The organism is Roseobacter sp. MED193 (assembly GCF_000152965.1).
GTDB lineage: Bacteria > Pseudomonadota > Alphaproteobacteria > Rhodobacterales > Rhodobacteraceae > Pseudophaeobacter.
Genome location: NZ_CH902583.1, coordinates 2714428 through 2729245, shown reverse-complemented (window position 1 = coordinate 2729245; position 14818 = coordinate 2714428). Strand labels below are relative to the sequence as shown.

The following is a 14818-nucleotide window of genomic DNA, read 5'->3' as shown; positions in this document are numbered from 1 at the left end:
AGTGTTGCGCCTGTGATCAACCCGGCATTGGCGAAAGATATTGCTCGAAGGTAACATTATCGACCCATTTCCGTGCCTCTTCCTCGACCTTGGCGGAGGTCACGGTCCAGCAGAGTACGGGTACGCCAGAGGTGCGCAACTCCTGCACCCGCTGGCGAGACAAATCCCCGACCTCGTGACTGATGAAACTGGATTGGCTGCTGTCAAAATCCGGGATTTCGCGCAGGCGATCGCAGGTGGGGACAGGAAGTGGGGACCAGGATTCTGGATCATAGGCGCTGGTTACCAATCCGCGCGCAATCTCGGGTGCAGTGCGCGCCAGCGCTGTTATGGAATGAGGGTTGAAGGACATCAAAGCCACTGGCCCCTTGTAGCCTGACAGCGCACGCGCCGTGGCCTCCTCTAGAGGGCCAAGATTGGTACCAAGGGCACCGTCCTGATCCTTGATCTCAATCAGCAACGGCACCTGACCGGCCACGAGTTCCAAAACCTCAGCGAGGGATGGAATGCATTCGCCATCCCCCCCCTTCAAAGGGATCTGTTCCAACTCAGCGCGACTGCGGGCGGTGACCGGACCCGAGGCTTCAGCCAGGCGGTCCAGAGTATCGTCGTGAAACACCATAGGACAGCCATCACTAGAGCATTGCAGATCAATTTCGATTGCATAGCCAGCCTTGATCGCCGCGCGAATGGCCGCGCGGCTATTTTCTGGACGTCCGTCTTTCACATCGTGCAAGGCCCTATGGGCGACGGGCTGCGACAAAAATTCTATTGGCAGTTCTGGGTTCATTTAATTTGGAACACTGCGTCGATTTCAACCGCCACACCCAAGGGCAAAGAAGGAGAGCTCACAGCAGAACGCGCATGACGGCCAGCCTCACCCAGCGCAGCGACCAAGAAGTCCGAAGCCCCATTCACCACCTGGGGCTGTTGGGTGAAATCGGCTGTGGAATTGACAAAGGCACCCAGTTTCACAACCCGCACCAGGCGCTCCAGATCGCCATCACAGGCGGCTTTTAACTGCGCCAGCAGGGAGATCGCACAGCGTTTGGCGGCAGCCTGGCCAGCCTCAACGTCCATATCGTCGCCCAATGTGCCGGTGATCAGGCCGGTTTCATCCGCCGAGATCTGACCAGAAACATAAACCATGTCCCCCGTGACAACAAAAGGCACATAGTTTGCCGCCGGGGCTGGGGCCTCTGGCAGGGTGACACCCAGTTCTTTCAGTTTCGCTTCGATGCTCATTGTCACGCTCCTTCAACGCCGATCTATCGAGGCGACGCTAGCGCTGATGAAACGCGCCGGGAAGAGCAAAAACGACTCCATTCATCCCTGTATGGACATCAATCCTCACGAAAGGCTTTGACAAAATAATCCGCCAAGGGCTTGACCAGATACGACAACGGCGATCGATCCTGCGTGCGGATGTAACTTTCCACTGGCATTCCTGGGATCAGCACCGTCCCCTTGGGCAGACGCTGCGCTTCATCGGCGTTCAGCTCAATCTCAGCGCGATAATAGGAAATCCCCGTGTTTTGGTCCTCAAAGGCGTCCGCCGAGACCAGCATGACTTTACCAAACAGATCCGGGGTGTTGCGCTGGTCCAAAGACGAGAATTTCAAAGTCACATCCTGCCCAACATAGATCTGTTCGATATCCGTTGGCGATACCTGCGCTGCAATCACCAGCGGGCGGTCTTGGGGGACCAGATAGAGCACGGGGTCAGCTGCGCGAATGACGGACCGTGGGGTATGGACCTGGAGATCATAGACGATGCCGGACACAGGTGCCGCAATATCCAAGCGATCCAACCGCTCCAGCAGAGTGCGGCGGTTTTCGCCGAGTTCCAATTCTTGATAGCGCAGGTCGCGCAGCTGGGTAATAGCCTCCTCTCGCCGAGTTGACCCCAGCTTGAGGATCTCAATCTCGGTCTCAGTGATCCGCCCCAAGGCCTGTGCCTCGGTCGCGACCAGCTCTCCCAAACGGCCACTCAGGTCGGCCTCAGTGCGGCGCAGGTTGAGCACTGTCCCCGCCTGAGCCAGACCACGTTCCAAAAGGATTGTCTGGTTTTTCAGCTCTTCAGCGATCAGACCCAACTGCAACTCCATTGAAGCCTGCTGCGCCTTGATCCCCTTGATCTGGTCCTTTGTCTGAGCACTGCGTTTATTCAGCTGCTCAATTTCGCGGGCAATGGATTCCTCCCGTGCGACAAAGAGGCGACGCTGCCCCTCGACCAGATCCGCTACCGCAGGCCGGATCATAGCCAAAGCCAGCAGCTCCTCCTCAAACTCAACCGCTTTGGCGCTATCACGTTCCGCCTCCAGACGGCCGCGGCGCGCCATCATTTCAAACAATTGCCCCTCGGTAATGGCCAATTGTGAACGCAGCTCTTTTGCATCCAGACGCAGTAAGACATCGCCACGGGCAACGCTGTCGCCTTCATCCACCAGGATTTCGGCAACGATGCCACCATCCAGATGCTGTACAATCTGCCGGTTGCGATCCACTTCGATCCGACCAGAGGCAACAATCGCCCCCGCGATCGAAGACATCACCGCCCAGGTCCCAAAACCGCCGAGTAGGATCAAAAGGGTCAAGCCCCCAATCAGCAGCGGGCTGCGTGCAGACCATTCAGTCTCCTGGCTCATTGCACACCTCCCGCGCCGGCGGTTTTGCGAATGGACTGATGGTTGGCCACCATTTCTTGCAACACCTTATCCTTGGGCCCAAAGGCGGTTTGTACCCCCTTGTCGATCACCAAGAGCATCTCACATTCCTGAATGGCCGCAGGACGGTGGGCCATGATCAACACCGACTGGCCCGCTGCCTTGAGTGCCTTGATGGCTTGGTTCAAGGCCACAGACCCTTCGTTATCGAGGTTCGAATTGGGTTCATCTAGGATCACAATCACCGGCGCATCATAGAGCGCACGCGCCAAGGCCACCCGCTGCATCTGACCGCCAGACAAGCGCCCGCCCCCAGCAGACACTCGCGTGTCATAGCCCTCTGGCAGGCTGACAATCATGTCATGAGCAGCCGCCTTCTTGGCCGCGGCCACCACCTTTTCGGCATCAGGCTGCTCCGCCAGCCGGGCAATGTTCTGCGCGATGGTTCCGTCAAACAACTGTACACGCTGTGGCAGATAGCCAAAATGTTGGCCCAAAACATCTGGATCATATTGGTCCAGCGCGGCACCATCCAAGCGGATGGTTCCGGCCGCCGGCCGCCAGGCCCCCGTGAGCGCCTTGGCCAGCGTCGACTTCCCAGACCCAGAGGGGCCAATCACCCCAATTGCCTGGCCAGGCTCTACTCGGAAGCTAACGTTGCGCAGCTGCGCACGGCTATCCCCTGGCGGCACCACGGCCAGCGCCTGGACTTCCAGGCGCGCTTTGGGCTGTGGCAGCGCCATGCGCTCTTCTTCGGGGGGAACCTTGGTGAGCAGTTCCGCCAGGGCATGCCAGCCCTTACTGGCGCGCTGGACAAGAGCCCATTGGCCCAGCCCCAGCTCAATCGGAGCCAAGGCCCGCCCCATCAACACCGATCCTGCAATCATGGCCCCGGGAGACACCTCTCCCTGTAGGGCCAGATAGGCACCAAGCCCCAACATCGCGGATTGCAGAAACAACCGGAGCGTCTTGGTCAGGGTGGTAAACCCACCGCCGGTATCATTGGCAGTCAGGGTATCCTTCAGAGCCTCTTTACGAATTTTCTGCCAACGTCGGAAAGCTGCTCCTCGCATCCCCATGGACTGGATCATTTCCGCCTCACCGCGAATTTCTTCGGAGGACAGATTGGCACGATGAGACGAAACCGCTGCTTTTTGTAAGGGGGCCCGGCTGAACATCTGGTTGCAGAGGGCCACCACCACCAGAACTGCCCCTCCGCCCAGAGCCAAGAGGCCGAGCCAGGGATGAAACAGGGCAATTCCTGCCAAAAAGAACGGCGTCCAAGGAAGGTCAAAAGCAGCCCCCAAAACGGGAGAGGACATCAGGCGCTGAACGGCTTCCAAATCAGCAGTCCCCGTCTGTGCCACAGGATCCTGCGCGACGGCTGAGCGCCGCACCATGGCGTCAAATACCCGTTTATCAAGCGTGGCCTGAAATCGGGCCCCGATGCGGGCCAGAACCCGCCCTCGCACAAAGTCCAAAAGGCCCATCATTCCATAGAGAAACAGCACCAGAAGAGACAATGCCACCAGAGTAGCCTCGGACCCGCTGCCCAGAACCCGATCATAGACCTGCATCATGTAGAGCGGGCCAGTCAGCATCAACAGGTTTACAAAAACACTAAATACTCCGACTGCCCAATAGAGACTACGGCTCTTGCGACGACAGGCTGCAAGCTCACTATAGCCGGGCTTAAAAGTTTTATTTGTCATAATGATTACGCTCTACCTGTTCAAACCGCCCGCGACATATTAGACCCTGCGCCAACTAAAACTCTTGGGAAACCTGTTCCGAATCTGCCACAAACGTGCAAACAAATTGCTGTTGAAAGTGGGAATCCGCCCGATTTCCCCTAAATAGATTGCTCGTGTTTCTCAAAAATAGCGAATTAAGTGGATCACAACCCGTATGCGAATTTTCACCAGGTCTCGTTTTGTCTTTGTTGCATTTGCACTGATGTTGTCAACGGCAGGCTGTGCGACGCAAAACCCAGAGGCAAAAGCCGCTGGCGAAGTTTTTGATCCCTATGAAAACACCAACCGGTCCGTCCACAGTTTTAACCTCGCGGTGGACCGCTACGCCTTTCGCCCCGCCTCCAAGGGCTACGTGACGATCGTCCCAGAGCCAATGGTCACAAGTTTTTCGTCTTTTGCCCAAAACCTGTCGATGCCGGGACAAGCAATCAACGCCCTGCTACAGGGCAACCCAAAGCTCGCCGGGCAGGCCCTTGCGCGCTTTGCCATGAACACCACCATTGGTTTTCTTGGTCTAGCGGACCCGGCCACAGAATTTAACTTGCCACAAGTTGATACCGACTTTGGGAAAACGCTAGCTGTCTGGGGCGTTGGCGAAGGCCCCTATGTTGAGCTGCCTGTTTACGGGCCCTCAACCGCACGCGATGCCACCGGTATTCTCGTGGATTTCTTCACCAACCCCATTGGCTACGCTCGGAACAATCCCGCCGATAATATCAGCGTTTACGCTGAGGTGGTGCGCCGCATGGGCGATCGTGGCAGATATTCAGACACCGTGGATTCGATTCTCTATGAAAGTGCTGACAGCTATGCACAGGCCCGACTGCTGTATTTGCAGAACCGGCGCTTTGAGCTGGGAGAAACAGCAGAGATAACTGAGATTGATCCCTTTGAACTTGATACTGAAGGATTTTAGATTATGCATCGCCGCAGCTTTTTGACCGGACTCACCGCCAGTGCGGCACTTGTTCCTGCTGCGCCTCTTTGGGCTTTGAACGAAGCCGGCGCCAGCAAGCTGATCAACAGTCTCGTCACTGATATCAATAAGGTCATCGCATCAGGCAAGGCTGAGAATGCCATGTTCCGCGAGTTTGAGCGGATCTTCAAACGCTACAGTGATACCTCCTATATCGCGGCCTATGCGCTTGGCGTTGATGCTCGCCGGGCCTCTTCTGCGCAGAAGCGCAACTTCTCCAAAGCTTTCCAAGCCTATATTTCCCGGAAATACGGCAAACGCTTCCGCGAATTCATCGGCGGTAGCTTGGAAGTGAAAAGCGTTAAGCGGGTGAAGAAGTGGTATGAGGTAAGCACTCTTGCCCGCCTGCAGGGCCAGGCGCCCTTTGAGGTCACCTTTCTGGTCTCGGACCGCTCTGGCAAGGATCTCTTCTTTAATATGTATATCGAGGGTGTGAACCTGCTGCTGACCGAACGCACCGAGATTGGTGCCATTCTGGACAGCAATAAAGGCAATATCGACGCGATGATCACCGAACTCAAACGCCAAAGCTGACCCGTTTGAGCAAACCGCACGCTGAAAGGCTCCCACTTGGGAGCCTTTTTATTTGGGGGATACGAGGTGAAGTACTGCTAGTTGCGGCCGAAAATGTCGCGCAGGAGCCCGTCCACCGCCCGGCCTATCTCTTGCCCCGGTCGGATCCTTTCGCGGCGCTGCCGGGGATTTGACCGCTCCGGCTCTATCACTGGTGCTATCGGAGTAGGGGCCAACATCGGTAGAGGTTTCGGCGCTAACCCGTCATGCACCCTGACCATCGCCTCGTGCCAGATCTCAGCCGGGAGCCCCCCGCCGGTGACACCGCTCAATGGTGTATTGTCATCATAGCCCATCCAGACACCCGCCACGTAGTCAGCTGTAAAACCGATAAACCAAGCATCTCGGGCTGCCTGGGTGGTGCCTGATTTCCCTGCCGCTTGCCAGCCTGGGATCTGCGCCCGCCGTCCGGTGCCCTCAGAAATGACTTTTTCCATCATCCAGACAAGCTGTTGCGCGGCCTCGGTCCGGATCACCCGCTCACCCATGCCACCACTGCGCCCCATCAGAGGCTCTGTATCCGTAACCAGACGCAACTCGCTTACCCCATAGGGGGTGACCGATGAGCCACCATTGAGGATACCCGCATAGGCCCCGGTCATTTCCAGCAAAGTGCTTTCCGAGGCCCCAAGCGCGAGCGCCGGCCCTTCTGCCATGGCGTTATCAATGCCAAAATCACTGGCAACACGGCGCACAAGATCCCGACCCACAGCCTCTGAAAGCTTAACAGCGGGAACATTCAACGAATCCCTCAAGGCACGGGCCAGCGTCACCTCACCATAGTATTTGCGGGTATAGTTTTTTGGGCACCATTCGCCAGAGCCAGGCAGATCCAGGCAATATTCGGTGTCCAACAGGATATCGAGCGGCGAATAGCCCAGCTCCAGTGCCGTGGCATAGACAAAGGGCTTAAAGGCCGATCCAGTCTGACGCTTGGCCTGGGTCGCACGGTTGAACACACCAGAAACGCGGGTTTTGCGGCCTCCAACCATGGCGCGCACCGCTCCATCTGCGCTCATCACCACAATCGCCGCCTGCGCTTTGGAGCCTTCACGCACCTTATTTTCAAACACATAGGTGATCGCCTCTTCGGCTGCGGTTTGCAGGCGCTGATCCATTGTGGTGCGGATCACCACGTCTTCGGCAGTTTGGGCGCCAAAATAGCTGGGAACGCTGTCCATGATCCAATCGGCAAAATAGCCACCCGCCCGCGCCTCTGCTGCTGGGCTCAAGCGCGCCGGATTCTCCTGCCCCGATTTGGTCTCAGCAGCACCTAAATAGCCCTGTTCCTGCATCAAGCGCAGCACCGTGGCGGCACGATCCTGCGATCGTTTTAGATTATTGGTTGGCGCTAGGGACGAAGGCGCGGTCAAGAGCCCGGCCAACATGGCTCCTTCAGCTGCGCTGAGCAGATTGGCCGATTTGCCAAAGTAACGCTGCGCTGCGGCCTCAGCGCCATAGGCCCCGCCTCCCATATAGGCGCGGTTCATATAGATAGAGAGGATTTCATCCTTGGTGTATTTGACCTCCATTGCCAGCGCATAGACCGCCTCGGTGCCCTTGCGCCACAGCGATCCCTGACGACAGTCCTTTTCATAGGCGGATTCGCTCTCCCATTCCGTCGGGTCATAAACCCGCCCCAAACAGAGCAATTTTGCGGTCTGCTGGGTAATGGTAGAGCCGCCGTGCCCTGACAGAGGGCCGCGGCCTTCGCTCAGATTGATACGTACCGCCGAGGCAACACCGCGCGGCGAGATCCCAAAGTGGCGATAGAAGCGCTTATCCTCGGTGGCGACGATGGCGTTCTTGAGATGCGGCGACACAGTCTGTGCCGTGACCACACCGCCGAATTGATCTCCACGCCAGGCAAAAACTTCGCCCTCATGGTCTAGCAAGGTGACAGAGCCCCGCGCGCGCCCATCCAAAAGCGTCGTCACCTCTGGCAGATTGAGGGCCTGATAGCCCACCGCCATACCCACCAAGGTGAAAACGATCACCCCAACCCGCCAGGAAAACCCCCAGATCAAACGCAGCAACCAACGAAAAGGCAAAAGCAGGGTGCCAATCATCCCACGCGGCTTTGCCGGGCGGGATGCCTTTGGCCGCTTTGAGGGCTGACGTCGAGGTTGCGGTTTAGCTCTGGGCCTGGGTTTTGGTTTGGATTTCCCAAACAACAACCCCCACAACCCGCCAGACCGTCTGGTTGACGGTTTCGCGGGCCGTTTGCTCCCCGCCTTTGCATAGCGTTTATCCGCCACCAGTGGCTTTCGCCCTGAACCCTGCGCCATCTTGAAAATCCTGCCCGGTTTGCCCGTTTTTACCACTCTAGCCTCTTCACTCTGCTTTGTAGAGAGGCGGTTTATGGGGAATTTACCTTTCGCCACCGCCTAATTTCTGGGCGTATTAACAAATTTGCGCTCCTTTTTTAGCCGTCACCCTACGTGCCGAACCTGCAAAACCACCGCTCCGGTTCCCCCGACTCGGCGCCTTGGTTTTTCTGCATGTGCAAATACGCGGGTGCTACAGCCAGATCCTTTGGCGACGGGCCCCCTACCAAGACGAGGATGTCGAAATGAAAATGATCATCGCAGCCATCAAACCCTTCAAACTGGAGGACGTCCGCGAAGCACTGACAGGCATCGGCGTCTCTGGATTGATGGTGTCCGAAGTCAAAGGCTTTGGCGCACAGGCTGGCCATACCGAAATCTACCGAGGCGCGGAATACGAAGTGAACTTTGTACCCAAGCTGAAGCTGGAAATCGTAGTCGCCGCCAGCCTGGCCGATCAAGTGGTCGAAACCATCGCAAACACCGCACGCACCGGGAAAATCGGTGATGGCAAAATTTTTGTGATCGACGTGGAGCACGCCCTGCGGGTGCGCACCGGCGAAACCAATCAAGACGCGCTTTAAGCGCCGCATTTGGAGGATAACTGATGCGTAAACTCTCTCTCTCTTTGTCGGCGCTAGCGCTGGCCACCCTGCCGGGCCTGGCCATGGCGCAAGAAGCGGCTGCTCCAAGCTTTGACGAAATCGGCCCCTACATCATGACAACCCTGTTGTTCTGCATGGCAGGCTTCCTGGTGTTCTTCATGGCCGCAGGCTTTGCGATGCTCGAAGGCGGCCTGGTGCGCTCCAAGAACGTCACCATGCAGATGACCAAGAACATCGCGCTCTACTCGATCGCGGCCATCATGTATTGGCTGGTTGGCTTCAACACCATGTATCCGGGCGATTTCAATGGCTTCTTCTCGATTGGTGGCCAAACGGTCCTGGATGCCGTAGGCGTTTCCGCAGCAGATGCCGCGCTGGACTATGCCTCGGTCGGGTCTGACTTCTTCTTCCAGCTGGTGTTTGTTGCGGCCACCGCTTCGATCGTATCGGGCGCCCTGGCTGAGCGGATCAAACTGTGGCCCTTCCTGGTCTTCGTGATCGTTCTGACTGGCTTCATGTACCCAATTTCCGGCTCCTGGAAATGGGGTGGCGGCTGGCTCGACGCTATGGGCTTCTCTGACTTTGCTGGCTCCACCGTTGTGCACTCTGTAGGTGGCTGGGCTGCTTTGGCTGGTGCGATCGTTCTTGGCCCCCGTTTGGGCAAGTACAAAGACGGCCGCGTCAACCCAATGCCTGGTTCCAACCTGGCCCTGGCGACGCTCGGCACATTCATCCTGTGGCTCGGCTGGTTCGGTTTCAACGGCGGCTCGCAGCTGGCGATGGGCACCGTAGGCGATGTTTCTGACGTGTCGCGCATCTTTGCCAACACCAATATGGCAGCTGCCGCCGGTGCCGTTGCCGCGCTGATCCTGACACAGGTTCTGTACAAGAAGGTTGACCTGACCATGGTCCTGAACGGCGCGCTGGCCGGTCTCGTATCGATCACCGCTGAACCCCTCGCCCCTACCCTCTTTGGCTCGCTCTGGATCGGTGCCGTCGGTGGTGTGATCGTGGTCTTCGCCGTCCCAATGCTGGACAAGTTCAAAATCGATGACGTTGTCGGCGCCATCCCTGTTCACCTTCTGGCAGGCATCTGGGGCACCATCGCGGTGATCTTCTACGGCGAAGCCAGCCTGATGACCCAGCTGACCGGCATTGTAGCCTACGGTGTGTTCACCTTCGTCGCTTCGCTGGTAATCTGGTTCATCCTGAAGGCAACCATGGGTATCCGCGTCAGCGAAGAAGATGAGATCAACGGTCTCGACATGTCGGAGCTGGGCATGGAAGCCTACCCAGAATTCAAAACAGGCTAATCTGGCCAAGAACTCCGAGCAGACCAAAAGAAAACGCGGCCCCCAGGGGTCGCGTTTTTACGTGAGAGCTGCCGCAGCCGCCAAGCCGCTCATCTTCGCTGTTACCCAAACAAAAACGCGCCCCGCAGGGCGCGCTTGATGATTTCAAGAACCAAAGTGTTAAGTCAGACGCCTGCGTCGATGATCGCTTTAGCCAGTACTGGAATGGTCGCCGAGTTCAGACCGGCGATGTTCATGCGGCTGTCGCTGACCATATAGATCCCGTTATCAACACGCATTTTCTCGACCAGATCTGGGGTGGTACCCAGCAACGAGAACATGCCACGGTGCTGCGCCAGGAAGGCAAAGCGATCAGAGCCGGAAAGGCGCTGCAATTCGTTGGCCAGGCCGGTACGCAGGCCCAGCATTCCCAGACGAACCTCTTCTAGTTCCGCAGCCCAATCAGCCCGCAGCGCATCATCATTGAGGATCATGGTTACCAGACGGGCCCCGTGATCTGGTGGGAAGGAATAGTTCTGGCGATTCAAAAACGCCAGGGTTCCTTGATTGACCACTTGCAGACCCTTGTCCTGCGAAACGGCCATCAACAGGCCCGTGCGTTCGCGGTAGATGCCAAAGTTCTTGGAACAGCTGGCAGCGATCAGCACCTCAGGGCAGCTCGACGCGACCAAACGTACGCCCAGCGCGTCTTCTTCCAAACCATCGCCAAAGCCCTGATAGGCAATGTCGATCATCGGGATGAGCCCGCGATCGTTCATCAGCGCGATGACCTCTTTCCACTGCACCTCGTTGAGGTTGGCGCCTGTGGGGTTGTGGCAGCAACCATGCAGCAGAACAACATCCCCTTTGGCAGCCAGCTTTAGGTCTTCGATCATGCCGTCAAAGTTCACACCACGGGTTTCGCGGTCGAAATAGCGATAGGTGACGGTTTCAATGCCGACATATTTCAGAATCGACACATGGTTGGGCCAGGTCGGATCCGAAACATGGACCTTGGCCGCCGGGTTCGCCATCTTGATCATTTCAAAGGCCTGGCGCACCGCCCCGGTGCCGCCGGGAGTAGCGGCAGCAGCAATGTTTTCGCGGGCTACAGAATTGCCCAGGATCAGCTTGATCATCGCATCGCCATAGGCGGGATCGCCAGCCAGGCCGACATAGGACTTGCTGGTCTGCTCTTCCCAAAGTTTGTGCTCGGCCGCTTTGATCGCCCGCATAACCGGGGTAAGGCCCTCGGCGTTTTTGTAAACACCGACGCCTAGGTCAATCTTGTTGTCGCGCCGGTCTTCGCGGAACATTTGCATCAAGGCCAGGATCTTATCAGCTGGCTGAGGTTTAAGGGTTTCGAACATCAGTTCTCTCCGGTTGCAACGGGAAGGGTCGGGAAGGCGCCCCACTCCGACCAAGAGCCATCATAGAGCGCGTGATCGGTCTTGCCGGTCCGCTCTAACCCAAGGCTCAGAACAGCAGCGGTAACGCCCGATCCGCAGGTCGTAATGGCAGGTTTATTCAAGTCAACGCCAGCTGCAGCAAAAATCCCCCGCAGCTCGTCAGGATCTTTCATTGTCCCATTCGCATTGAGTAGATCAGTGTAGGGCGTATTCTTGGACCCCGGAATATGACCTGCGCGCAGTCCTGCGCGGGGCTCGGGTACTTCGCCGCGAAACCGAGCTGCGGCGCGCGCATCAATGATCTCGTGGTCACCCAGTTTGGCAGCAGAGGACACCTGGGTAACATCGCGCACCAGATGATTTTGCACACGCACCGTCATGTGACGGTCGCGGATTACCGGCGGCAGGTCCTCGATCTCGCGGCCCTCGGCCACCCATTTGGGCAGCCCACCGTCCAGCACCGCAACATTGTTCTGTCCCATCAAGCGGAACAACCACCAGACGCGGGCTGCCGATTTCAAGCCAGCGCCATCATAGACCACAACCTGGTGGCCATCTCCAACGCCCATAGCACGCAGCCGGGACATGAATTTCTCGACCGGTGGCACCATATGCGGCAGTTCGGAGCGGTGGTCAGAGATATCGTCAATGTCAAAGAAGCGCGCATTGGGGATGTGAGCGGCGTTATATTCCGCCTTTGCATCACGCTCTTCCTGCGGCAAATACCAAGACCCATCCAACACCCGCAGGTCCGGATCTTTCAAGTGAGCCGCTAGCCACTCGGTGGATACAAGGGTTTTTGGATCGTCACGCATCAAAGCCTCCCCGCACATGTCGTTGGCCCATGCGTACTACCCAGCGTTGGGAGTCGCAAGAGAAGCCCTCTCTGTCGGGCTCAATCAATCGCAACAAATGGCCGATGGGCCTGTGCAGGAAGTCCCAGGCGGGGGGCTAGCGCACCACTTGCAGCTTGGGCCTGCCCGCTCCCACTTTGGGCCGCAGTCCGCCAACCGGAAAACGAGCCGCAAAAGAAAGCCCGGCGCGGATGACCTCCGCATCCATGGTGCCACCGGTCACAGTCGCCACAGCTGCACGCGCCCGCGAAGTCTCATCTCGGCGCATGTGGTGCAGCATCTGTAGCAATGCCCGTTCGTCTTGACTAACCAAGTCCCGCTCATGCAGCGCCAGCGGATCAATGGCCTCGAACTCAATGCCCCTTGCTTTGGCGGTACATTGCACCAGCTTGAACAGGGCTTGGGAGATCGGTAGGCCCAAGGCCTCCCCCCAACGTTCGGCGGCAATACTGTATGCGAATTGCCAAGTTTGGCGCTCTGGCTCTGCCAACGACCGGAAGAAATGGCGCAAAATCGGCAAGAGCCCCTCTTCAAAGTCATCCAAATCGCACAGGTTAAGCGGCAACCTGTCAGAGCGGCCAAGGGCCTGTGGCTGACCTTCAGGTGCAGGGTGGCGGTGATGGGAGGGCATTAAGGGAAGCGTCATGGATCTGTCCTTTGGCCAGCGCAGCTGAATTGTTGTGCAATCTGGGCACCGGGCGGGATCGCAGGAGATCAATCTAACTGGGGTACCGATTTGAACCATTTGGTATCTGACAAAAATAGTCAGAATAGGCAAGCCCTCTTTTCTTCAGCCGCGTTTCTGCTGTTTTCCAGCAAACCCACGCAGAAAGAGGTATGCATGGGGAAGCCAATGCCCAGACAGAAAATTCCGCTCCCCTGGCACAGAGGGCGGGTGGTCCATGATGGATTTTGGGAACTCGGGTGTCGAAGACCATCACCCAGCAATGCTGGGATCAGCCGTGATCCTTCATCAAGCGGCTTTTCTGGCGCGACCAGTCGCGCTTGGCGGCGGCCTCGCGCTTATCATGGGCCTTCTTGCCCTTGGCGATACCGATCTTCAGCTTGGCGCGGCCCTTGTGATTGAAGTACATAACGATGGGCACCAGGGTCATCCCCTTGCGCTGTGTCGCGTTCCACATATCCGACAGCTGCTTACGTGACACCAATAGTTTGCGGCGGCGGCGTTCTTCATGTTTGAACATCTTCGCCTGGGAATAGGGCGGCACATAGGAGTTCACCAACCACAGCTCGCCATCTTCAACCGCAGCGTAGCTCTCGGCGATATTGGTCCCGCCTTCGCGCAGAGCCTTCACTTCGGAGCCTTCAAGCATAATGCCGCATTCCACGTCATCCTCGATGGCGTAGTCAAACCGCGCACGGCGGTTTTCGGCAATCACTTTGTAGTTCGGGTCTGATTTCGTCTGAGCCATGGCTGGCAGATGTAAGCGCCTGCGTCGGCGGGCGCAAGATGACTCTAGCCTCTGGCACTGCGGATCAGGGTGAACAGGCCGCTTGTCACAATCACCGCACTGCCCAGTAGGGTCCAGCTGTCCGGGCGTTCGCCAAAGACCAAAATACCCAGGGCCATGGCAAAAACCAAACGCGTATAGCGAAACGGCGCCACCACCGATATCTCGCCCTGGCGCATGGCGCCGGTCAGCGCATTATAGGCCAGGACGCCGATAACAGTTGTAAGCGCGAGATAGAGCCAGGCCTGTCCACTGGGCCAGCTCGCACCACCGGTCCAAGCTAGCGCTATGGCGCCGGCAATGACCAGCATGGCAAATCCAAACAGCCCCAGCTGCATATTGGTCATGGATTTTGGCGCCGCCCGTGTGGCGAGATCTCGACCCGCAAAGCCCAGCGTGCCGATCACCGCAAAGAGCGAGTAAAACTCAAAACCGCTGGCCCCAGGTCGCAGAATCATCAGCACCCCGACAAAGCCAAATGAAATCGCCAGCCAGCGCCGCCAGCCCACCGTTTCACCAAAAAACACCACCGCGCCGCCGGCAACCACCAGCGGCGTGGCCTGCAAGATGGCCGAAGCGGAGGACAACGGCGTCAAAGCAATAGCCAGAGTAAAACAGAGCCGCCCGGTCACCTCAGCCAGAGAGCGCAACACCAGAGGGCGCGTGCAAAACCCCGGATGCCATAGAGCCTGCCCCTGCGCACGCGCTCCCACCGAAAAGATAACCATGCCTCCGAGCCCAAAGAGAATAAGGATCTGCCCAACCGGCAGCTCCCGCGCCACCTGTTTGATAAACATATCCTCCAGGGAAAAGGCAGCCATGGCCAGAACCATCAGCAAACTGCCACGCAGCGTTTCCATGCTTTTCTCTCCTTTGGGTTGGTCCTGCGG

At 57.7% G+C, this 14818-nt stretch carries 14 protein-coding genes; 4 read left to right on the top strand and 10 right to left on the bottom strand.

Features of this window, described 5'->3' with window-relative positions:
* Positions 1 to 16 precede the first annotated feature (16 nt).
* The 4 genes from MED193_RS15385 to MED193_RS15370 all read right to left on the bottom strand — a co-directional run bounded on the left by MED193_RS15385 (position 17) and on the right by MED193_RS15370 (position 4378).
* The gene (locus tag MED193_RS15385) at positions 17 to 790 is read right to left on the bottom strand and encodes a glycerophosphodiester phosphodiesterase family protein (protein ID WP_009810674.1); all 774 of its coding nucleotides are present in this window, start codon (positions 788 to 790) and stop codon (positions 17 to 19) included.
* Positions 787 to 1245 carry a RidA family protein gene (locus MED193_RS15380; RefSeq protein WP_009810673.1) on the bottom strand — a complete coding sequence of 153 codons (459 nt, stop codon included), beginning with the start codon at positions 1243 to 1245 and terminating at the stop codon, positions 787 to 789. The genes MED193_RS15385 and MED193_RS15380 overlap by 4 nt, the downstream gene beginning before the upstream one ends.
* 98 nt (positions 1246 to 1343) lie before the next feature.
* On the bottom strand, positions 1344 to 2648 hold the full coding sequence (locus tag MED193_RS15375; RefSeq protein WP_009810672.1) for an HlyD family type I secretion periplasmic adaptor subunit: 1305 nt from the start codon (positions 2646 to 2648) through the stop codon (positions 1344 to 1346).
* Positions 2645 to 4378 carry a type I secretion system permease/ATPase gene (locus tag MED193_RS15370; protein WP_009810671.1) on the bottom strand — a complete coding sequence of 578 codons (1734 nt, stop codon included), beginning with the start codon at positions 4376 to 4378 and terminating at the stop codon, positions 2645 to 2647. The genes MED193_RS15375 and MED193_RS15370 overlap by 4 nt, the downstream gene beginning before the upstream one ends.
* Positions 4379 to 4574: 196 nt before the next feature.
* On the opposite strand from MED193_RS15370, the gene MED193_RS15365 reads away from it, so the two are divergent.
* Complete coding sequence (locus MED193_RS15365) at positions 4575 to 5336, top strand: VacJ family lipoprotein (RefSeq protein ID WP_009810670.1); 762 nt, start codon at positions 4575 to 4577, stop codon at positions 5334 to 5336.
* A gap of 3 nt (positions 5337 to 5339) precedes the next feature.
* Entirely contained in the window at positions 5340 to 5930 is a 591-nt protein-coding gene (locus tag MED193_RS15360) for a phospholipid-binding protein MlaC (protein ID WP_009810669.1), read from the top strand.
* 77 nt (positions 5931 to 6007) lie between these two features.
* Here the strand turns inward: MED193_RS15360 and MED193_RS15355 are convergent, their stop codons facing one another.
* Positions 6008 to 8257: a transglycosylase domain-containing protein gene (locus tag MED193_RS15355; protein ID WP_039966950.1), complete on the bottom strand. Its 2250-nt coding sequence runs from the start codon at positions 8255 to 8257 to the stop codon at positions 6008 to 6010.
* Positions 8258 to 8541: 284 nt separating this feature from the next.
* On the opposite strand from MED193_RS15355, the gene MED193_RS15350 reads away from it, so the two are divergent.
* Together MED193_RS15350 and MED193_RS15345 are read left to right on the top strand one after the other, a co-directional pair.
* Complete coding sequence (locus MED193_RS15350) at positions 8542 to 8880, top strand: P-II family nitrogen regulator (protein WP_009810667.1); 339 nt, start codon at positions 8542 to 8544, stop codon at positions 8878 to 8880.
* 23 nt (positions 8881 to 8903) lie between these two features.
* On the top strand, positions 8904 to 10214 hold the full coding sequence (locus MED193_RS15345; RefSeq protein ID WP_009810666.1) for an ammonium transporter: 1311 nt from the start codon (positions 8904 to 8906) through the stop codon (positions 10212 to 10214).
* A 164-nt stretch (positions 10215 to 10378) separates the two neighbouring features.
* On the opposite strand, the gene MED193_RS15340 is transcribed toward MED193_RS15345, so the two are convergent.
* From MED193_RS15340 to MED193_RS15320, 5 genes are all read right to left on the bottom strand, one after another.
* Positions 10379 to 11563, bottom strand: coding sequence for an amino acid aminotransferase (locus tag MED193_RS15340; RefSeq protein WP_009810665.1), 1185 nt, complete (start codon positions 11561 to 11563; stop codon positions 10379 to 10381).
* Positions 11563 to 12417, bottom strand: coding sequence for a 3-mercaptopyruvate sulfurtransferase (sseA, locus tag MED193_RS15335; protein ID WP_039966949.1), 855 nt, complete (start codon positions 12415 to 12417; stop codon positions 11563 to 11565). Before sseA ends, MED193_RS15340 begins: the two co-directional genes overlap by 1 nt.
* A 136-nt stretch (positions 12418 to 12553) precedes the next feature.
* A complete protein-coding gene (locus tag MED193_RS15330) occupies positions 12554 to 13102 on the bottom strand; it encodes a hypothetical protein (RefSeq protein WP_254655459.1) in 549 nt (182 codons plus the stop codon).
* Between the two features lie 310 nt (positions 13103 to 13412).
* The gene (gene smpB, locus MED193_RS15325) at positions 13413 to 13889 is read right to left on the bottom strand and encodes an SsrA-binding protein SmpB (RefSeq protein ID WP_009810662.1); all 477 of its coding nucleotides are present in this window, start codon (positions 13887 to 13889) and stop codon (positions 13413 to 13415) included.
* A 44-nt stretch (positions 13890 to 13933) separates the two neighbouring features.
* Entirely contained in the window at positions 13934 to 14788 is an 855-nt protein-coding gene (locus MED193_RS15320) for a DMT family transporter (protein WP_009810661.1), read from the bottom strand.
* Positions 14789 to 14818 lie beyond the last annotated feature (30 nt).